Source organism: Adhaeribacter terrigena, from assembly GCF_016623615.1.
GTDB lineage: Bacteria > Bacteroidota > Bacteroidia > Cytophagales > Hymenobacteraceae > Adhaeribacter_A > Adhaeribacter_A terrigena.
This window is the reverse complement of sequence record NZ_JAEHFX010000003.1, coordinates 104631-124041: the sequence shown is the minus strand read 5'-3', so window position 1 is coordinate 124041 and position 19411 is coordinate 104631. Positions and strand designations below refer to the sequence as shown.

Annotated in this window: 19 protein-coding genes; 12 read left to right on the top strand and 7 right to left on the bottom strand. The window is 44.9% G+C overall.

Going from position 1 to position 19411, the window contains the following annotated elements; all coding sequences use genetic code 11:
• The first annotated feature begins 323 nt into the window (after positions 1-323).
• Positions 324-638, top strand: a complete 315-nt coding sequence (locus I5M27_RS07280) for a GIY-YIG nuclease family protein (protein WP_200505541.1) — start codon at positions 324-326, stop codon at positions 636-638.
• Positions 639-922: 284 nt separating this feature from the next.
• Here I5M27_RS07280 and hrpB read toward each other — a convergent pair whose 3' ends face one another.
• Positions 923-3364 (bottom strand): ATP-dependent helicase HrpB, encoded by a 2442-nt coding sequence (gene hrpB / locus I5M27_RS07275; RefSeq protein WP_200505540.1) that lies wholly within the window; start codon positions 3362-3364, stop codon positions 923-925.
• Positions 3365-3468: 104 nt separating this feature from the next.
• On the opposite strand from hrpB, the gene I5M27_RS07270 reads away from it, so the two are divergent.
• A complete protein-coding gene (locus tag I5M27_RS07270) occupies positions 3469-6234 on the top strand; it encodes an SIR2 family protein (RefSeq protein WP_200505539.1) in 2766 nt (921 codons plus the stop codon).
• Positions 6235-6560: 326 nt separating this feature from the next.
• Here I5M27_RS07270 and I5M27_RS07265 read toward each other — a convergent pair whose 3' ends face one another.
• The gene (locus tag I5M27_RS07265; protein ID WP_200505538.1) at positions 6561-6872 is read right to left on the bottom strand and encodes a hypothetical protein; all 312 of its coding nucleotides are present in this window, start codon (positions 6870-6872) and stop codon (positions 6561-6563) included.
• A gap of 363 nt (positions 6873-7235) precedes the next feature.
• Here I5M27_RS07265 and I5M27_RS07260 point away from each other — a divergent pair, with 363 nt between their 5' ends.
• From I5M27_RS07260 to I5M27_RS07245, 4 genes are all read left to right on the top strand, one after another.
• Positions 7236-7829, top strand: coding sequence for a DUF4142 domain-containing protein (locus I5M27_RS07260; RefSeq protein WP_200505537.1), 594 nt, complete (start codon positions 7236-7238; stop codon positions 7827-7829).
• Positions 7830-8012: 183 nt separating this feature from the next.
• The gene (locus I5M27_RS07255; protein WP_200505536.1) at positions 8013-8660 is read left to right on the top strand and encodes a DUF4142 domain-containing protein; all 648 of its coding nucleotides are present in this window, start codon (positions 8013-8015) and stop codon (positions 8658-8660) included.
• Positions 8661-8998: 338 nt separating this feature from the next.
• Positions 8999-9925, top strand: coding sequence for a DUF808 domain-containing protein (locus I5M27_RS07250; protein ID WP_200505535.1), 927 nt, complete (start codon positions 8999-9001; stop codon positions 9923-9925).
• Between the two features lie 552 nt (positions 9926-10477).
• Entirely contained in the window at positions 10478-11047 is a 570-nt protein-coding gene (locus tag I5M27_RS07245; RefSeq protein ID WP_200505534.1) for a hypothetical protein, read from the top strand.
• Positions 11048-11238: 191 nt separating this feature from the next.
• On the opposite strand, the gene I5M27_RS07240 is transcribed toward I5M27_RS07245, so the two are convergent.
• Both I5M27_RS07240 and I5M27_RS07235 read right to left on the bottom strand, forming a co-directional pair.
• On the bottom strand, positions 11239-11760 hold the full coding sequence (locus I5M27_RS07240; protein ID WP_200505533.1) for a hypothetical protein: 522 nt from the start codon (positions 11758-11760) through the stop codon (positions 11239-11241).
• 11 nt (positions 11761-11771) lie between these two features.
• Entirely contained in the window at positions 11772-12926 is a 1155-nt protein-coding gene (locus I5M27_RS07235; protein ID WP_200505532.1) for a zinc-dependent alcohol dehydrogenase, read from the bottom strand.
• 442 nt (positions 12927-13368) lie between these two features.
• Here I5M27_RS07235 and I5M27_RS07230 point away from each other — a divergent pair, with 442 nt between their 5' ends.
• Positions 13369-13749 carry a DUF1801 domain-containing protein gene (locus I5M27_RS07230; RefSeq protein WP_200505531.1) on the top strand — a complete coding sequence of 127 codons (381 nt, stop codon included), beginning with the start codon at positions 13369-13371 and terminating at the stop codon, positions 13747-13749.
• Between the two features lie 135 nt (positions 13750-13884).
• Here I5M27_RS07230 and I5M27_RS07225 read toward each other — a convergent pair whose 3' ends face one another.
• Positions 13885-14046, bottom strand: a complete 162-nt coding sequence (locus tag I5M27_RS07225) for a hypothetical protein (RefSeq protein WP_200505530.1) — start codon at positions 14044-14046, stop codon at positions 13885-13887.
• Between the two features lie 18 nt (positions 14047-14064).
• Between I5M27_RS07225 and I5M27_RS07220 the strand changes: the two genes are divergently transcribed.
• The 5 genes from I5M27_RS07220 (at position 14065) to I5M27_RS07200 (ending at position 17824) form a co-directional block, all read left to right on the top strand.
• Positions 14065-14478, top strand: coding sequence for a DoxX family protein (locus I5M27_RS07220; RefSeq protein ID WP_200505529.1), 414 nt, complete (start codon positions 14065-14067; stop codon positions 14476-14478).
• 305 nt (positions 14479-14783) lie between these two features.
• Positions 14784-16340, top strand: coding sequence for a DUF3943 domain-containing protein (locus I5M27_RS07215; protein WP_200505528.1), 1557 nt, complete (start codon positions 14784-14786; stop codon positions 16338-16340).
• Positions 16341-16466: 126 nt separating this feature from the next.
• Positions 16467-16814, top strand: coding sequence for a hypothetical protein (locus I5M27_RS07210; protein ID WP_200505527.1), 348 nt, complete (start codon positions 16467-16469; stop codon positions 16812-16814).
• A 237-nt stretch (positions 16815-17051) separates the two neighbouring features.
• Positions 17052-17483, top strand: a complete 432-nt coding sequence (locus tag I5M27_RS07205) for a hypothetical protein (protein ID WP_200505526.1) — start codon at positions 17052-17054, stop codon at positions 17481-17483.
• Between the two features lie 155 nt (positions 17484-17638).
• Positions 17639-17824: a hypothetical protein gene (locus I5M27_RS07200; RefSeq protein WP_200505525.1), complete on the top strand. Its 186-nt coding sequence runs from the start codon at positions 17639-17641 to the stop codon at positions 17822-17824.
• A gap of 250 nt (positions 17825-18074) precedes the next feature.
• Here the strand turns inward: I5M27_RS07200 and I5M27_RS07195 are convergent, their stop codons facing one another.
• Together I5M27_RS07195 and I5M27_RS07190 are read right to left on the bottom strand one after the other, a co-directional pair.
• On the bottom strand, positions 18075-18542 hold the full coding sequence (locus I5M27_RS07195; protein ID WP_200505524.1) for a hypothetical protein: 468 nt from the start codon (positions 18540-18542) through the stop codon (positions 18075-18077).
• A 459-nt stretch (positions 18543-19001) separates the two neighbouring features.
• Positions 19002-19241: a hypothetical protein gene (locus tag I5M27_RS07190; protein WP_200505523.1), complete on the bottom strand. Its 240-nt coding sequence runs from the start codon at positions 19239-19241 to the stop codon at positions 19002-19004.
• Positions 19242-19411: the final 170 nt, after the last annotated feature.

Here is a 19411-nt window from a genome sequence, read left to right as displayed (position 1 = left end):
TTTGTGACATGCATACCACCAAGCTAAAGCAGACGGCAATGAAAGATTGAATACAATTTATCTGGTCATCCCGAGCGCAGCCGAGGGAACTAACGCGTACCGAACCCGCACGAAAGCTAATCTCAAACCTGACTGATAGGAATTTATTGCTGCGCGCAAATTCCATAGAAGTACGCGTTAGTTTCTTCGACAAGCTCAGAATGACCGGATATTTTGGTTTTCGCTGATTGAAATTAACTCCGGGAAATGGCAGTGGAAACTAAAATATTAATCTCCGGAACTTCTAAACCGGAACAAAAGTTGAAAGCCCCAAAAACGATAGCATGTTCAACAGCAATTATTTCGTTTACATCACTACGAATTTTAACCGGACGGTTCTAGACATTGGCATTACAAACGACCTTGCAACAAGGCTTCAGCAACATTTTCAGAATAGTGATGATAAAAAGACCTTTGCTGGCCGGTATTACTGCTACAAACTAATTTACTTTGAAAGGTTTACAAACCCGGTACATGCCATCGAAAGAGAAAAGCAACTTAAAGGCTGGAGCCGATCTAAAAAGGAAGCGTTAATCAGAAGCAAAAATCCAGAGCTTAAATTCCTGAATTATATAGCTGAAGAAAAGGTCATAAATTGAAATTTCAGTATTAGGCGGATTAAATGATCCGAAGACGGATAAAGTAATTCAAGTAATTAGCTTCCTAAATCCTAATAAAATCCGGTCATTCTGAGCTTGCCGAAGAAACTAACGCGTACTTCTATGGAATTTGCGCGCAGCAATAAATTCCTATCAGTCAGGTTTGAGATTAGCTTTCGTGCGGGTTCGGTACGCGTTAGTTCCCTCGGCTGCGCTCGGGATGACCAGATAATTTAAATCTGAATCCTTAAATCCAATAATCTCCTGATCTGACGAATCCAAATTCAGACAACTTTCCACTTCACCCCCGGAAACTTCGCCACCAACTCCCTTCTCAAAACGCTATACTTCTCCGCCCAAAAACTACCCAGATCCGCGACCGTTGCCAAAGGCTTCAGATCAGGCGTAAGCAGATTCAGCAGCACGTGCATTTCGCCGCCATCTACGGTGGGGTTTTCTTCCCAGCCAAAGATATCCTGCAGGCGCACTTCTAAAACCGGTTGTTTGCCGTTCTTCATATATAGCAATTCCACTTCGTAGCCATCCGGTAACGCAATGGTAGCCGGAGCCAGTTTATCCAAAGCAGCCAACTGTTCAGGTGTTAAGAATTTCCCCAAAATCGGCAGCAGGTCTATTTCCAGCAGGTCTTCCGGAACTTCCACCTCAACCAAATAAGGCCGGAGCCATTCATAATTGGTCATCAGTAAGGTTGGCGTGGAAAGATCGGGCCAGCCTTCGGTGGGGCGCCATTTGCGCAGGCTTAGTACGCGGTTCTGGAACTGCTGCACGTTGTAGGTCCAGTTCAATAGCGTTTCCCCTTCCCTTTTCAGGGCTTCGGAAATGGCGGGAATTAAATGCTTTTCGTCCGGTTCGGGTAGTGGTTTGCTTTGTAAAACAATGGAGCCGATGCGCATGTCGCGGGAGGCGGTGAGTTCGCCGTCGGTGGTGTCCCAGGTGATGACGTCTTGTTGTTTTACCAAAGGCGCCAGGTCGCGGGGGTTAAGCGGAGAAGCCAGAAAGATCTGCCCCACGCCTTCGCGGGCGTTGAGGTGCGCAATGGCCAGCCAGGGCTCGTGCGCCAGTTCGTCGCGGTGACCGGCGGAAGCGTATTTGCCGTTGGCAAGCTGGAACTGGGCGTTGTTGCCGGGGCGCGCAAAAGCAATGCGTTCGGGGTAACAGTGCGCCAGTAGCACGCCGGTTTCGTACGGGTCCGGGATACTGTTTTCGGGCTCAATGCTGAACATCCGGCGGTACGAAGCAGCGATCTTTTCGATCTTTTGCAGGCGTTTGCCGCCTACGTGCTCTTTGCGGTAGCGGCGCAGGGCTTCGATGCGCAGGTTCAGGTCGATGCCCGAATTCCGTTCCAGCGGGTCGCGTTCTTCCAGCAGGGCGGCAATATCGGCGGCCAGAGGCAATTGGTTGTTTTCCTGCGCCATTAAGAGCATATGTGCCAGGCGCGGGTGCGTGGGCAGGGCGTGCATCTTTTTGCCGTGCTCGGTTATGCGGCCGTTTTCCAGGGCCTGCAGCTGGTGCAGCATGTCGGTGGCCTGCAGGAGGGCGGCCTTGGGCGGCGGCGTGAGCCAGGTTAGCTGCGAAATATCCAGGATGCCCCATTGCGCCATATCCAAAACCAAAGAGGCCAGGTCGGCTTCCAGGATCTCGGGGGTGCGGTGCGGCTGCAGGCGTTCGTGGGCGGCTTTGGTCCAGAGGCGGTAGGCGGTGCCCGGACCAAGCCGGCCGGCCCTGCCCGCGCGCTGGTCGGCGGAGTCTTTGGAAACGCGCACGGTCTCGAGGCGGGTAAGGCCGGATTTTGGGTCGAAGCGCGACGTTTTGCCGTAGCCGGAATCTACCACCACGGTAATGCCTTCTATGGTAAGGCTGGTTTCGGCAATGCTCGTGGCCAGCACCACCTTGCGTTTCCCCTGCCTATCGGGCATGAGGGCGGCGTATTGCTTGCCGGCGGGCAGCATCCCGAAGAGCGGGTGCAGGGCCACGTCGCGGAGCTGTTTCCGGAGAATGGCTTCCACTTTCCGGATATCGCCTTCGCCGGGCAGGAACACCAGCACGTCGCCCTGCTTTTCACGGAGGGCCTGCATAACGGTGCGGGCGGTGAGCTCGGGCAGCAGCGTTTCGTCGGTTTCGCCGGCGTAAAGGATTTCGATGGGGTACTGGCGGCCCAGGCTTTGCGCCACCGGAGCGTTGAGCAGCTGCGTGAGCAACGGCATATCCAGGGTGGCCGACATTACCATCAGGCGCAGGTCGGGGCGCAGGGTTTGCTGGGCTTCCCGGGCCAGAGCCATAGCTACGTCGGCGTGGATGCTGCGTTCGTGGAATTCATCGAAAATGACGAGGGCCGTGCCGGTAAGCCCCCGGTCGGAATGGATCATGCGGGTGAGAATGCCCTCGGTTACCACTTCTATGCGGGTGTTTTCGGAGATGCGGTTCTCGAAGCGGATGCGGTAGCCCACTGTCTGCCCCACGGTTTCGCCTAAAAGCTGGGCCATGCGCTCGGCAATGGTGCGGGCGGCCAGGCGGCGGGGCTCCAGCATGATGATCTTCTGCCCGGCCAGCCACGGCTCTTCCAGCAAAGCCAGCGGCAGCAGGGTGCTTTTACCGGCCCCGGGCGGCGCGTGCACGATCAGCGTGTTGCGGGTAGCCAGGTGTTCGCGGACCGTCGGGATGATCTCCGTAACGGGAAGGTCTATTTGGAAGGGGTTGAAAGGCAAAGGGATAAAAATTTAATTTAATATAGAAGAACAAATATATTTCATATATTTATGCTATGTTTTTTGAGGCTGATAACTTAGGGAAAAATTAAGAAATTTAGTTTATGAATTTTGATTCAACATATATAAAAAATATTATTAAAGCTAATAATGACAATAGCCTTGCTATATTCATTGGGGCAGGGATTTCGAAAAGTTCTGAAACTAAATTTTTTAAACTTCCCAGTTGGAATGATTTAATTGTTGATTTAAAAAAAGAATTATCCCTTAACGATGAAACAGATTATCTTAAAATAGCCCAATTGTATTATTTAGCATTTGATGAATATACATATTATAAAAAGCTAAAGACCTATTTTCCTGATTATATTAAGCCCTCAGAAATACATAAATTGATTTTCGAGGTAAACCCACATGTTATTATAACTACCAATTGGGATACAATATTAGAAAAAACCATTGAAGAGAATGCATTTATATTTGATGTAATTTGCTCTGATGTTGATCTTGTTAAATCCTCATTACAGAATAAATTGTTAAAGATTCATGGTGATTTTAGAAACCATAATATTGTTTTCAAAGAGGACGATTATATTAACTATAAATATAATTTTCCACTAATTGAAAATTATGTTAAAAGTATTTTATCTACTCATACAGTTTTATTTCTTGGTTATTCTTACAATGATATAAATCTAAAACATATTTTAAAATGGATCCAAAATAATTCAAAAGTAAGACCGCCAATGTATCTGGCAACATTTTTTCAAAATCCTACCCAAAGTAAATATTTAGCTAACCATGGAATAACTACTTTGGTACTAAACGACAACGATAAACTAATTTCAGACTTTGATGACTATTCAAACAAGACTTATACTTTTTTAAATAAAATTAAAAATTATGATAAGGCATTTATCATTAATTCTAAAGAAGATACAGTTGATTTCATTTTAGATAAATTAAATGTACTCAAAGATTTAGAAGGAATTTTAATAGATCAGATTCAAAAGGTTTTAACAAATTGCAGTTTTGTCTATGATGATGACAAAAAGCCCATTCTTGAATTTCATAAACATTCATCTACCGGTGATTCTAATGCGAATATTAGAGCCATTTACCAAAAATTCGTGCAAATATTAGTTGATATTGATGAGGGAGAAAAACCTAGTCTTAATATCTTAAAAATATTTGAAATACTTGGGAGGGCAAATATTAAAGGCATTATTATTTCTGAAAGTGAAGAAGCACCTTATGAACAATCATTTATCAAATTTTCAGATTATTTGGAAATTGCTAATCCCGAATCTGAATTAATATATTTTAATTTTGATTTTAAAGATTTAACAAAAAATAAAAATGAAATTAGAGAGCTATTAGAGCTTGCATTTAAATTTTATCAATTAGAGAAAAATGAAGAGGCTTTTGGTTTAATGGAAGAAATAATTTTGCTATGCTTAAAACATAGAAATTATACATTATTGTTTATAGCGATGTTTAATAGGAATACTTTACTAAGACGTTTAAAGTTTAATTTCTCTTTAGATAATAATCGGTATTTATTTACTGAAGAGTATAATCTTAAAGAAAGATATTACAATTTACCTAAAGACTTACGTTTAATTTTAGAACCAATATATAATTTTATTGATAAGTCTTTTATATATCAATATGCTTTTAAAATTTCTGAAGAATTAAGAAAAACTGAGGACTCAGGCAAAACAATAAAATCAGGTGGGTTAGTATTAAATTCAAACTATAATGAATTTACTTCAAACCATGAGAATTTTGTGTTTTTCGTATTGAGAAACAAAATCATGATAGAAAATTATCAAGAGTTTAGAAAGATTAATAGTTACTTCATAAAAATTTCCATTCTCAGACAAATTCAGAAAGAAACAGTTTCTTTAAATAAACTTGAAATTTATTCTTGTATTAAATACATAGATTATAAAGGTCTAAAAGTATTGTTAGAGGAATTCTACCATAATGATTCTGAAAGAAAAGGTCACTTTATGCTTTCTGATGAATCAAAAGATTGGTTAATCGATATTGTTTTTGAAAATATAGTTGAGCAATTTATTAAATCTGAAATAACTTTCAATAAGTTTGAAAATTATTTCAAAAATTTGATTTTTTTACTTTCTCTTACTCCACTTGAAGAGGAAGAAATTTCAAATGTTTTAACTAAAATTAATAAAATTATTTCGAATGGAAATAATACATTAGGTATTTTTCAAGCAATAAATCTATTTTTTGGGCTGCAATATAACTTATTCAAAACTAATATTAATGAGCAGATACTATTAATACTTATTGAAAATCTTATTTCAAAATTATTGAACAACAAAATAAACTTTCAAGAATTTCATGCTATTACCAATAATGAAATATATAATATTTATGGTTATGCAAAGGAAAGGAAAGCCTTATTTACAAATGATCGAATTATAAATAAATTATTAAATGAGATAAAAGAATATCCAATTTCTGATATTATTGATGTTTGTCAAAAATTGTTAATAAGTATTTTTAATATTTCAAATGGAAAGATAAAAGATCTTATAAAATCTTTTTTATTGAAAGTTGATACTACTGAAGAAAACCAATTGCATAAAAGAATTTCTTTTGAACTTTCATTAATAATTTACGATTTTAAAGGTTTTGATAAAAATATCTTAGTTTTAATTGATGAATATCTTGACCAATTTGGAAAAACTATTTCCTTTTCTTCTGCATTATATGCCCTTGATAGTCAAATTGATTATTTAATTAAAAATAAAGACATCTCAGAGCTAAAAGTTTATTCTAAAGTTATAAAAGCACTTATTGAAAGGCATCAAAAGAGTGAAAGTTTATCAATTTTTTAATTAGGATAAATTTAATTAGAAAAAAATTGACCGCTTAAAAGTAAACCAAAACTTTCTTTCGGATAACAACCTTATCTACTAAACCGTAAGGGCGGTGGTTAAACGTTACCCAAAAAGCATGAAAAAATCTCTTTTGCCCTTTTTAGCCGCCGGCGCGCTGGTTTGTAGTTTAGGCGCCTGCAGTTCTACCCTGCTCCCCGCTACTAGACCAAGTAAACCAAGCAGGTTGCGGCTGTAATCTGATCTGCTTTCCGGTGCGCCAGTAGTAGTACAAATGGCAGCTTATCCTTTTTTTGAATCTGGCTTCTACCCTTTTAACCTTCCGGCTACTGGGCTTTAACCAACCGGAAATTATTGCGGAAATCGGAAATAGCCACCGCGTAGGCATTGCTGGTACCGCCGCGGCGTTTGGCTTCTGCCAGGTAAATTCCCCATAGTTCCGGGTTCTGGCGGGCTTCTTTGGCATAGGCAACGGCCTGCTTAAACGTTTGGCGGTTGGCCAGTTCTCCGGGAGTAGGCGGCGCTTTTCTTACCGGCGCGGCCTGGATGATGGTTTTTCCATTCAGCTCCCGCACCACGATGTTCCCCAGTTTACCGGATAAATTTTGGAGCAGGAAGTTTTGGGTTACAATGGGCATAACGGTAGGCTTATCAGGTTTAAATTTGCTTTGCGGGCATTGTTACAACTTTAGGGTAACGGGGGTAAATTGCTTTTGGTTTCAGGGTGAACACGCCTTTCCTTTATAGTGAACACGCCTTTTCTTCGTAGTGCCTTTAGAGTAGGTATATGGTAAGAAGCTAAGCTCTGCACTTTCGGCTGTATCTATCCGAAAGTTGGCTGCCGGGAATTTATTAATTCCCGTACCAATGCATTTCATTAATCGCGGGACAATAGATTCGCCGCAGGTTAGATCCGGATCGAGCAATCACCTGAAACGGGCTTTCGGTAACTACGCAAGCGGCAAAGCCGTAAGGTCGGTAGTTTAACGTTACCTAAAAGAATGAAAAAATCCCTTTTGCCCTTTATAGCCGCTGCCGCGCTGGTTTATAGTTTAGGCGCCTGCCGTTCTACCAACACCGATACCAGCACCACCACTACCGAACCGGTAAACACCTCCACTCCTGCTACTTCGGGCACCAATGCTTCTGCTACTTCTCCCGCCAAAGAGGCCAACAGTTTCGTGGCACTTGCCGCCAGCTTTAACCAGTTCGAGCTCCGCAGCAGCGAGCTGGCCGGGGCGCGCGCCCTGCACCCGGCCGCGCGGGTATTTGCCAAACTTATGCGCGACGAGCACCGCGAAAAAGCCGAAACCTTAAAGACCCTGGCCACTAAAATGGAACGTGACCTGCCCGCTACCCTGCTCCCCGAGCACCAGCGCCTGATGGAACCCATGAACGAAGTGAACATCGGCGAAAAATTCGATAAGCGTTACCTGGATGCCCAGATAAAAGCCCACGAAGAAGCCATTACCCTGTACGAAAACGCGCTTACCGGCGAAATAAACGAAGACCTGCTGGCTTTTGCCCGCCAGGGGTTGCCCAAACTCCGCGACCACCTGGTGCTGGCGAAGAAAGCGAAGGATGCCTTGGACTAAGCGGAGCTTCGTTTAAATTAAAAATTAATAATTAAAATTAGAAATATCAATAGGAAGATCACTGGTTTCCGGAAGGGGGCTGATGTTTTTTTTTGCATTAAATCAAGTTGATATTGGGCTGAACACAAACCTTCAACACGCTGTAGTCGTAAGTCGGGAAATAAATCTTAACCCACAAAAATTATGAAAAAAAGCCTACTTTCTATTTTTGCTGCTGGTGCCCTGGTTTGGGGTTTAGGCGCGTGTAGTAATACTGCTACAGAAACCACTACTGCTTCCACGGCCGAAACCGTAACCACCAATGACCCGGAATCGGCCACGCGGGCCGGCGAGGTAGGGGTTGGTAACGAAATGAACCGCAACACCGGTGGTGCTGAGGCCACTGCTACCACCATCACCCTGGACACTACCCGCTTTCCGGTTATGGCTGCAAGCTCCGATATGTTTGAAACCCTGAGCAGCGAATTGGCGCAGCAACGCGCCTCCAACGCCGAAGTGAAGAGTTATGCCCAGCACATGATAGACGAGCACAATAAAACGAGCAGCGAGTTAAAAAGCCTGGCTTCCCGCAAAAATATTACTCTGCCCACCAGCCCCATTCCTATGCACCAGAGTGTTCTGGAAAGCCTTGCCAATACCACAGATAGCCGGAAGTTTGATGAGCGGTACATGGAAGAGCAGGTAAAAGCCCACCAGCAGGCAATTATCGTTTTCGAAAATGCCTCTAAGAAAGAAACCGACCCGGATCTGAAGGCATTTGCTGCCAAAACGCTACCTGCTTTAAGAATGCACCTGGATATGGCAAAAAAAACGAAAGATCTGGTAGATTAATTTTAAGTTTCATTCCTTAAGAAAGCATCGGTTACCCGTGGGGTTCCGGTGCTTTTTCATTTAAAAATGACAGCATTTTATTAAAAGAAATTAAAAAGCATCCTATCCGGGCCTAAAAAATCAGCAACCAATTGCTGCTGCTAATAGGCGGCCCTTTCGGTTCTGAGAATTTATCCCGTATTTGCTTCCTGAAAAGCCGGCTGTAAGATTATTGGACCGGCAGAAGGAAGAAAAAGCGGGAATGTTATCCGCTACTCTTTCATGCGGCACTTTTGTTTACAGCAAACTGGTGCTTTTGCAAAAACCATGAATAACCTACTTAAAACAAACTTAGATTAATGGCTACCGGATTACTTGCTTTATTGGATGACGTGGCTGCGCTGGTGAAAGTAAGCGCCGCCACCCTGGACGATGTGCCCACGCAGGTGGCCAAAACCACAGGCAAAGTTTCGGGCATCGTGATCGATGACACGGCCGTAACGCCCAAATACGTGGTGGGCCTGGACCCGAAACGGGAGCTTTCCATCATCTGGCAGATCGCAAAGAAATCGCTGATCAACAAGCTGATCTTTTTAGGGCCTGCGGCCTTGCTGCTCGGTTTTTTTGCCCCCCAGGTTATCCCGTACGTGTTGATGGTGGGCGGGGCGTATTTGTGTTTCGAGGGCTATGAAAAGGTCCATTCCATGTTCGGCAAGCACCACACCGAAGAAAATACGCCGATGGAGGAAATGAAGGTCATTACGCCCGAAGAACTGGAAAAGGAACGCATTGCAGGCGCAACCCGCACCGATTTTATTTTGTCGGCGGAGATCATGGCCATTGCTTTTGCTACCGTTGCCACGGCCCCGCTCATGAACCAAATCGTGGTTTTGATCGCGGTGGCGATTTTCATTACGGTGGCGGTTTACGGTTTCGTGGGCCTCATTGTAAAAGCCGACGATTTCGGGGTACACCTGGCCAAAGAAAAGCATTCGCCGGCGGTCCGGAATTTTGGGCGTGGCATCGTGAAATTCATGCCGCATTTTTTATCCTGGCTTGGTTATTTAGGGACGGCCGCTATGCTGTGGGTTGGTTTCGAGATCATCGTGCACGGTTTGCCGTTCATGCACCACCCGATTGAATCTTTTGACAAAGCGCTGGGCGGCATTCCGGTTATCGGCTGGTTGCTGCGGGTACTGCTTCTGGCGCTGGGCGGGGTGATCCTGGGTTTTTTGGTAGCGCAGGTAGTTGGGCTGGTGATGAAGCTGATCGGGAAAAAGAAATAAACTTATGCAATGCTTTTGAAAGGCCGCGGGTGTTTTGCCCTCGGCCTTTTTTTGTGCCTCCGTGCTAAAGGGGAATTTAGTAGTATTTTAAACCGGAAATGTAAAAGCCTCACCCTACCCCCCTTCCAAAGGCAACTTTATTCTTTGAACCAGGATCAATTTTCCCGGGCCCTTGCTGCACGGGCCGGGAGTTTTCAGGTTTCTGCTTTTAGACTTTTTGAGGGTTCAACCATAGCGTTTTTCTTTGATTTCGGTATTGGCTTAAATTATTAATCAGCATACTTCCCGCCCGCTTTCTTTTCGTATTTCCCGGATCTAAAGGATAACTAAGCTTAGCTACCCGGCAAACCAGAACCGGCAAAAAATCAAACCGGAATTTTACACGCAGGTAATATTGATTTTGAAGAGCATATGAATAGGGAGATGGTTAAAAAGAAGCGATATTATTTAACAAAAGAAAAAAAACAGCGTGGTCTGAACGTAGCAAAACAAAATACACACCGTATATGTTAATTCAGAATACATTATTTAACCCTTATTTCAGACAGGACTATGAAGAAAAATTGGCTTACTCTTATTACCGCCGGCGCATTGTTTTCCGGCCTGTTTTTAAGTTCGTGCGGAAACGAGAACAGGGATACCAGCACCACTTCAGGTACTACCTCCGGCACCATGGATGATGGCATGGGTGATACCACCTACAATTCAACTACCGGTTCCACAACCAGCGATATGGAAACAACTTCCGGCTCTATGAATGGCACCACCGGTACCACTTCAGGCTCTACTACCGGCACCATGACCTCCGGAACCACTTCCGGTAGTACCACTTCCACCACTGGCACTACTTCGGGCTCAACTACCGGCACCATGACCTCCGGAACAACATCAGGGTCCACAACCGGTACGATGACTTCAGGAACTACTTCCGGCTCCACAACCGGCACAATGACCTCCGGAACTACCAGAGGAACAACCTCGGGTACTACTTCCGGTACTACCTCCGGTACAACCGGTACTATGACTTCGGGCTCTACAACCAATAACGGGTCAACTACCGGCATGACCACGGGTACCACTTCTGGCAGTACAAGCGGCACTACTACCGGTACAACCCGGTAAGCCCAGCGTTAATACACAAAAAATGCAGCCCGGTTTCCCGGGCTGCTTTTTTTGTGCGCCAACTAATTAAAAATTTTTAAGCTGAAACAAGTAATAGCAATACGTTCAATAAATACAAAACCGGTAAAACCTAAAAGTGCCGGAAAAAACTTCCGGCACTTTTCTGATCAAAAGGAATACCGTTTTCAGGCTTACTCTATCGGTTTAAGCCAGGTTTTTCTTTTCTTCTTTTTTCCTTTACCGGAAAGCAATAAAATAGCCGCCGTAGACACAATGGCCACGCCCGCCATTTTCGCGATTAAGGTGCCGCGGCTGTGCTTCCATTCGGCAGGATATCCTTTTTCGGAAAAAATATTGGGTATTTTTCCGTGCATAAAATCATCCAACACGCCTTCCACCACGTTCACGCGGTCGGCTATGATGAGCGGAAGCCAGTGCCGGTATTCGTTTTCGCTGTAATTGAAGGCCCAGCGCCGGATCATGCCGCTTAAACCGCTCGGCGGCAAAGCAGTACCGAATACGGCCGTAAGATTTGGTCTTTCGTTGGAGTGCAGCACTTCTACGGTTTCTGCCTGCAGCGTTGGGCGGTCCCAGCTATAACCGGTCTGTTCGAGATTCAGGCGGTTTTTCATCGGGTACGTTGGGTCGTTTTTCGGGTCGGCATCTATGCCCCACCCTTTTATATGCGCGAATTTTTCTGGGGTATTTTCCATGGTCTTGCTTTTTATCTGGCTGATGGCGGAATAAGAACCGGTTTAATGCAATTGTCGAGCTTGGCTGAAAAAATACGGTAACCATCGGCAATCTCTTCGAGCGGAATGCGGTGGGTTATGAGTTTTTTAGGCTCGATCACGCCATTTAGTACGTGCTCGATGAGGCGCGGCAATAAGCGTTTTACCGAGGCCTGATTGGCCCGAATGGTAAGTCCCTTATTCAGCACGTTTCCGATGGGTACGAGGTTATCGGTAGGTCCGTAAACGCCCACAATAGAAACGATACCACCTTTTTTCACAGAATTAATGGCCCAGTGCAGCGCCGTGGCCGAGCCGGCCTGTAAAAGCAATTTCCGGCCGGTAATGGTTTGCATGGCATCGCCGGCGGCTTCAGCACCTACGGCATCTATCACCACATCGGCACCCATCCAGTCGGTTATTTTCTTGATGAAAAGTACCGGGTCATCCATGTCGGTTTTAAAATTATAGGCTTCGCACTGCGAATAATTCTTAGCAAATTCGAGGCGGTAATCGTATTGATCGATGATGATCACGCGGCCGGCCCCGAAAAGCCAGGAACATTTGGCAGCCATGATCCCGATCGGGCCGGCGCCAAAAACTACCACGGTATCGCCTTTCTGAATGCCACCCATTTCGGCGGCCTGGTAACCGGTTGGCACTACGTCGGTTAAAAGCACCGCATCATCCGGGTCCATGCCTTCCGGAATTACGGTGGGGCCAACGTTGGCATAAGGCACGCGCACATATTCGGCCTGCCCGCCGTTGTAACCGCCAGCCGTGTGTGAATACCCATAAATAGCGCCTACAGCCGTAGCTTCGGGGTTTGATTCGTGGCAGTTCCCAAAAAGACCCTGACGGCAGAAATGACATTTTCCGCAGGAGATGTTAAATGGCACCAGCACCATATCGCCGATCTTTACCTTCGTAACTTCGGAGCCCACTTCTACAATTTCGCCGATAAATTCATGGCCGAAAGTGGTTCCGACACGGGTATCGGGCACGTTGCCGTTATATAAATGCAGGTCGGACCCGCAGATGCAGGAACGCGTAACCCGCACAATGGCATCTTCGGGGTGCCTGATCTCGGGCATTGGTTTTTCATCGATCCGGACCCGTTTAGGGCCCCGGTAGTTCATTGCCAGCATAAATTTCAGTTTAATGGTTAAGGTGATTGATGAATAGCCGTTTCGGGCTGCACGGGCGAAAGATTCTTTGGCCAGGGCAGGTTTTAGAAAACGGTTAACTAGTTACTTAAATCAGCTCCGAAAGTTTCATAAATAATATACTAACCCGTTTATTAAACACTTATAAAAGCAAAAAAAAACAACTCCTTAAATCCGAGATAATATCTTCCCGTAGTTTCAAGCCCGAATTCCATAGCGTTTTCAGGTAATTACGGACTCAAAAAATTGACCTGACGTTAAAGTGTTCATGGAAGTGGAATTTCAGAAAACAGGCTGCTGAATTTCACTAAATGTTTTGTCTGGTTCGGGCAAATATATTAATTTGGTTTCGTGCTTCTTTATGGTACAATCTTTCGGAAAAGCGTATCAGCTTTTTTGTAGTTAATTCGAAATCCATATCCTTATGCCGATAAAATTAACCGATGCCGAAAAAGTAAATGCATATATGCTGGCGCTGGAGCACCCCCTGAAGGCAGAAATGGAAGCGGTAAGGCAGATCATTAAAGCCGCCAGCCCCAAAATCCAGGAACGCATTAAGTGGAACGCCCCGAGTTATTATTACATCGAAGACCTGGTTACGTTCAATGCCCGGCCGGCTAAACACGTGCACCTCGTTTTTCACCATCCGTTTATCGTGCAAATTCAGAGCGAATTACTGGAAGGCGATTACAAAGACCGGCGCATGACTTATTTCCGGAATATGGAAGAAGTGCAGGAAAAAGCAGTTGAACTTTCCGGCATTATCAACCAGCTGGTGCAACACCTGGACGCTGCCGCGAAATAGAAACCCAACAACGCCATTTAACTGGCAGAACCGGCAGAATTGCTCTCCGGGCTATTAAAAAAGTGACATCCAAACCGGCGATAACGGCAAAGCAGAAAGCTGTTGCTTAACCGGAAAATGAAAAATGAAGCGCGCTTAACTTTTAAACCAAGCTTCCGTTAATGCATTGTATCCCAGCACGCTGATCCGCAATTGTTTCGCTATAAACGCACAGGCAAAATCAGGTTTAAGTTCTCCTATCCAACTTCCGAAACAGGCGGCAAAGCAAATAAATGCGGCCGCTTCCTTCGTTTTCATCTTAAAATAAGTAAAACCATGAACGGAATCCTTGGAAAATACCGCCCTCACTTATATGCAATTTTACGCATTGTTTCCGGTTTACTTTTTGCCATGCATGGCACCCAGAAATTATTGGGCTGGCCGGGCGAAAAACCGGTAGTGGAACTTGCTTCCCTGATGGGGCTTGCCGGCGTGATAGAACTGGTGGCCGGCCTGATGATCGCGATCGGATTTCTGACGAGCTGGGCCGCTTTTATCAGCAGCGGCGAAATGGCAGTAGCTTATTTTATGGCTCATGCCGCCGAAAATTTCTGGCCGATCCTGAATAACGGTGAACTGGCCATTTTGTACTGCTTCCTGTTTTTGTACATTGCTGCAAGCGGTTCCGGAATCTGGAGCCTGAACGATGTATTCCGGACCAAAACCGACCATCAAACCTCCCTTACCTGAATAGTTTTAATATTGACATACATTTTAAAACCCGCCCCGAAGGTTCTTTCCCCGGGCGGGTTTTTGCTGTAAAAAGCCTACCGTTTTTAAAAATTTGCAAAGAAGCCCCGGCGAAAAACGGTATCTTTTTACACCTGAAAACTAATGGGTTGCTATCGTGGCTTGCTGAAAATCTTTATCCGGGCTTTAGAAAAACATTACCATATGCCGGATTTTTACGTATGGGGCTTTGTACCGCAATATCATTCAAAAACGGAGCCTGACCAACCTAAAACCCGCTTCAATTGCAGGAGCCACATCAAACCATGAAATTTATTTGTACTATTTTGTTATGCCTTTTGTCGGGAGTGCAGCTTTCGGCCCAGGTTATTACCGCTCCCGACACGATTAACCCCAAAAAAGGCAACCGGGAACAGCAACTTAAAAACATAGAAAGCCGCAAAAAAGAACTTTTCTCCGATTCTACCGGAAACGAACCGGCCAATGCCGTGCTGCTGGACTCTACTATTTTTAATAAATACGGCGATTTATTAAACGACGACCGCGAATACAACCCGCGCCAGCCCCTCTGGAAGCCGGCCGTGGAAGTGCTTGGCGTGAATGCGCTTTTTATGGGTTTCAACCGCTATGTGGCCAAGGCCGATTACGGTTACGTTACTTTTGATTCCTGGAAACACAACCTGAAAACCGGCCCGGAATGGGACACCGATGAATTCGGGATCAATTTTATCGGGCATCCTTACCAGGGAACGCTGTATTACAATGCAGCCCGGAGCCAGGGCTATAATTTCTGGAAATCGGCGCCTTTTGCTGTGGCAGGCAGCCTGACCTGGGAATATTTCGGCGAAAACACGCTTCCCTCCTACAACGACCTGATCTACACCCCGCTGAACGGTATTGCCCTGGGCGAAATTCTTTACCGCATCAGCTCCAATATTCTGGATGACCGTACGCGCGGCACCGAACGTACCATCCGGGAAATTTCGGCGGGACTGATAAACCCGGTGCGCGGACTGAACCGCTTGCTGCATGGCCAGACCCGGCGGGTAACGAACAAAGAAGTTTACCAGAAAGAACCGCTAAACATTACCTTATTTGGGGGCCTGCACCGTCTCAATGATCAGCAGGACGACGTACTGGGCCCCAGCGGCAATAAGGCCATGTTCAGCGCCCAGCTCGATTACGGCAACCCGTTCGAGGACCGCAAACGCAAGCCATTTGATTTATTCCGCTTCCGGGCTGAATTAAGCTACGGGGGGAAAGATACCATTGCCGGCACGATCAACAACATTACGGGTTACGGCATTTTGTTCGGAAGAAACAAACAGATCGGGAAACTGGCCTTACAAACCGGTATTTTCCAGTATTACGATTACTGGAATACCCGTAATTTCGATCTGGGCGCGCTGAGTTTTGGCGGCGGCATTTTATCTAAACTACCCCTTAGCAAACAGATCAATCTTTACACCAACGTGCACCTGGGTTTAATTCCGCTGGCCGGCAACAGCACCCGCTTTGCTCCTGATTCGGTGGGCCTGCGCGATTACGTATTTGCCAATGGTGTTTCCGGAAAAATAGAAACGACGCTGAGTTTAGGGAAATATGCGTCGGCCGCTTTGGTTTACAACCATTTCTGGCTGCACACTTTCGAAGGGCTGGAAGGAACCAATTCCATTGGCATCATCCGGCCACGGGTTACCGTGAAGCTATTCAAAAATCTGAGTCTGGGTTACGAGCATTTCGGCTACTCCACCAACCGGAAACTAAAAGATTACGCAAGCCAACAGGCTACCATTACCGACCAGAAAATATTTTTGCAGCTTTTCCTGGAAGACCCGCAGCGCCGGGGCCGATATAATTAAAATCTTCGTGCATTAGCTAAAAACCTGCTGCTGTTTCAAAAACCTGCTAATCTAAATCCGGCCTTCTCCCGTAAAACAACATCCGTAATCATGCGGGCACATCATTCAAATTAAAAGCATAAAACTATGGGAGACAACATTAAAAACCAGGAGGGCAAAAGCCAGTCACAACAGGACAATACCGGCAAAGGCTTTGGCGTTAGCGGCCAGAACCCCGCCCAAAACGAAGGTCCGGTTGCGGGTAGTGCAGCCAATACGCGGGGCGAAAACGTACCGAGCCGGGAAGGAAGCAGCGGCGGCGCCAAGCAAGGCAAAATCGATCCGAATATGAAATCGCCGCAAGGCTCCAAGTCCAACCCGGCCGATACCCGCGGTTCCGATAGCTCCGATAAGGAATTCCGGAACAACCAACCCAATGCCAGCACCCAGCAGGATCAAAAAAACAATCAAAGGCCGCGACCCGATCAGGATTAACTTCCTTTTTCCGGATTAGCATACAAACACAAACAGCCCGTAAATAGCGGGCTGTTTGTGTTTCGGGATCATAAAACAGGATTCCGGAAGCCGGCCGAGTAGTTTTTCACCCGTTTTCCCTAGCGTTTTTTTGAATAATATAACCCGGTATTTCTTCAAGAACCTGCCCTGGTTTCAATTTCCGGCGACTGAAAGTTTAGGGTTGGTTTCTGAGAAAGGGAACGCTAAATTTGCAGCATGAAATTAACCGGCGACATCCGCAAGATCGGCACCAAACGCGAAGATAAATTCCAGGATATTGTTCTGGAGATAAACCGCCTGGAATACATCACCCACAAAAAAGACGGCAATTATTTCCAGGCTTTTGACCTGGAAGTGGAACTGGAAAAACCGCTGATCATTACCGGCGACCGGCTGGCAAAGAAAAACATTAAACCCTCGGAAGAAGGCGAAATTCTCTTCGATGTTTACGATAAAGCAGGCGATGCATACGTGCTGAATAAAAACCTGGAACTGGAAATAATTGTTGCCTATGACAGCGATGAAGACCTGCTGATCCTGAGTTCGGTTTATTACGCTGAAATGCTGCCGCCAAAGGAATTTGAGGCCTTTAAAAAAGAATACGAAAAGACGAAAGCATTTAAAAACCGGAAAGGTAAAAACCGCTGATCGCTTTCGGCTTTAACGGATTTTTCGTTTAAAAGTACTTTAGGGGTTCAAAAACATAGCATTTTCTCATCCTTTCGCGGCGCTGAATTTAACCCGGAGCTTACAAAATTTATGCAAACGCTGCACCAACTCCACCAATAGCTAACGGGAAGTATTTGCGCCTGCATTTGCCGGAAAACGTAACCTTAGATCTGGATAAATTAATTGCCCTGAAAAAAGCCTGTCTGGAGGAAATTATTGCGTTGCGGCATGATTTTGAAGGGATTCATGCAGTTATTACCAGCCTCCAAAAGGCGGCATCCTATAATTTTAACGCATCGGCCCGGGATGAAAGTAAATAAGTTTTTTGCTTTGTAGCACAGCAGTTACTTGCAAAACAGGTTGTTTCAGGTTTGCTATTTTGGACAATAAATGCTTTGAAGTTTCAAATCAGTATGGTGTAGCCTCAAAAACACCTCCCTAGCTTAAGTCTGAAACTTTTACTGAAATCCATTGGCTTGTGCGCCTCAGGTCCTTGGTATATCAACCGCACGAAGAAAAAAGCCTGACATTTCTGCCAGGCTTTTAATTACAAACAAGTAGGATAGTTAATTAATCAATTTGTCCAGGTACACAGCAATAGTAATCTACGATCACATAAATATCTAATTGATGCGTACTATTGTCAAATTTGCTTAAATATCTGTAACGAGGAATAATAACTCCGGAGCATCCTTTAGGCATATATTGATTTGCTACATCATTTGATTTAATTCTAATAGCATTTACATCTGCAGCATAAAGATTTGACGAGGTGTTACTTGAATGTACAGGAGAATTTGATGTATAAGTGTAATATAAAGTTTCGTAGCCATCACAGGTATAAACCGGGCAATTAACAACCTCGCTTAAAAAGGCCATCCCATTAATCCCATCAATAGACAAGTAAGTCGGGCAAAGACCGGCCTTAAGATTCGAACTTTGTTCAGTAGTGGATGCAGGTTTTACCTGATCAATCCGTTTTTCACAACCTGATAAAAGCATAATAACGGCAACTGGCAAGAATAATAATTTTTTCATAAAAGGGTGATAAATTATTTTATGCTTACTCTTTATTGGATTTTCAGCTTACTCCATGTCGGAAGTAAGATTTGCCAGGGTACTCAGAGCGTTGTGGATATTGCGATCTAAATATATTTATAAGAATTTAAAAAACAAGCTATTAATGAGAAAAAAATCCTGAATAACTTATTCATAATCCTCAATTGATAAAACCTGCTCCAATCTAATATAATGAGGTTCAGGCTTTGGTTAAAATTCTGATTATATGAGTCGTCTTTAGTTTATTCTGTTTCTGATCTAATTATTAAAAAGAATTTCAAGGCTAAATCCTGCCATCAGAAATGAGAAACTCTGCCCTACTTCTCCAATAAGGACTTCCTTTTTCGCCTGCCTCATAATGGAAATCCTGCATAAAAAAACCCGCTACAGCTTCGTTTATACTTGGCTATAGCGGGTTTTCAAACTGAATGCTGCTGATCAGATCCAGCCCTTTTTCTCGCTGAAATGGTTGCAGCCAAAATTGGCACCGGTTATCATTTCAAATTGCTTCGGAGTATTATCAACTTTGCTGGCTTCGTGGATCAGCGGTAAAACGTATTCCGGGTCCATAGCGTGCTGGCCGGTCAGTTCGTCGCAAAGGCCGAACGCGTCGTTTGGCACTTGCACTTTGGCTTGATCCTGATTCCAATGATCGCAATGATTGCAGGTAGCTTCCATAATTATACTTTTAAAAGTTTTACATCGGTTTAAAGAATCAGATATACTCTGAAAATCAGGCGTCGGTTTCAGGATCGGCTTATTTAGAATTTGTAAAATTACCGGTCTGCCCTAAACACTTTTCCGGCCTGAAACCATAGCGTTTAAGAAAATAAGCTTGTACAAAAGCC

Bases quoted from the DNA above. Each gene is read 5' to 3' on its own strand.
- I5M27_RS07280 (WP_200505541.1), top strand. From the start codon at position 324: ATGTTCAACAGCAATTATTTCGTTTACATCACTACGAATTTTAACCGG.
- I5M27_RS07270 (WP_200505539.1), top strand. From the start codon at position 3,469: ATGAATTTTGATTCAACATATATAAAAAATATTATTAAAGCTAATAAT.
- I5M27_RS07265 (WP_200505538.1), bottom strand. From the start codon at position 6,872: ATGCCCATTGTAACCCAAAACTTCCTGCTCCAAAATTTATCCGGTAAA.
- I5M27_RS07260 (WP_200505537.1), top strand. From the start codon at position 7,236: ATGAAAAAATCCCTTTTGCCCTTTATAGCCGCTGCCGCGCTGGTTTAT.
- I5M27_RS07255 (WP_200505536.1), top strand. From the start codon at position 8,013: ATGAAAAAAAGCCTACTTTCTATTTTTGCTGCTGGTGCCCTGGTTTGG.
- I5M27_RS07250 (WP_200505535.1), top strand. From the start codon at position 8,999: ATGGCTACCGGATTACTTGCTTTATTGGATGACGTGGCTGCGCTGGTG.
- I5M27_RS07245 (WP_200505534.1), top strand. From the start codon at position 10,478: ATGAAGAAAAATTGGCTTACTCTTATTACCGCCGGCGCATTGTTTTCC.
- I5M27_RS07240 (WP_200505533.1), bottom strand. From the start codon at position 11,760: ATGGAAAATACCCCAGAAAAATTCGCGCATATAAAAGGGTGGGGCATA.
- I5M27_RS07235 (WP_200505532.1), bottom strand. From the start codon at position 12,926: ATGCTGGCAATGAACTACCGGGGCCCTAAACGGGTCCGGATCGATGAA.
- I5M27_RS07230 (WP_200505531.1), top strand. From the start codon at position 13,369: ATGCCGATAAAATTAACCGATGCCGAAAAAGTAAATGCATATATGCTG.
- I5M27_RS07225 (WP_200505530.1), bottom strand. From the start codon at position 14,046: ATGAAAACGAAGGAAGCGGCCGCATTTATTTGCTTTGCCGCCTGTTTC.
- I5M27_RS07220 (WP_200505529.1), top strand. From the start codon at position 14,065: ATGAACGGAATCCTTGGAAAATACCGCCCTCACTTATATGCAATTTTA.
- I5M27_RS07215 (WP_200505528.1), top strand. From the start codon at position 14,784: ATGAAATTTATTTGTACTATTTTGTTATGCCTTTTGTCGGGAGTGCAG.
- I5M27_RS07210 (WP_200505527.1), top strand. From the start codon at position 16,467: ATGGGAGACAACATTAAAAACCAGGAGGGCAAAAGCCAGTCACAACAG.
- I5M27_RS07205 (WP_200505526.1), top strand. From the start codon at position 17,052: ATGAAATTAACCGGCGACATCCGCAAGATCGGCACCAAACGCGAAGAT.
- I5M27_RS07195 (WP_200505524.1), bottom strand. From the start codon at position 18,542: ATGAAAAAATTATTATTCTTGCCAGTTGCCGTTATTATGCTTTTATCA.
- I5M27_RS07190 (WP_200505523.1), bottom strand. From the start codon at position 19,241: ATGGAAGCTACCTGCAATCATTGCGATCATTGGAATCAGGATCAAGCC.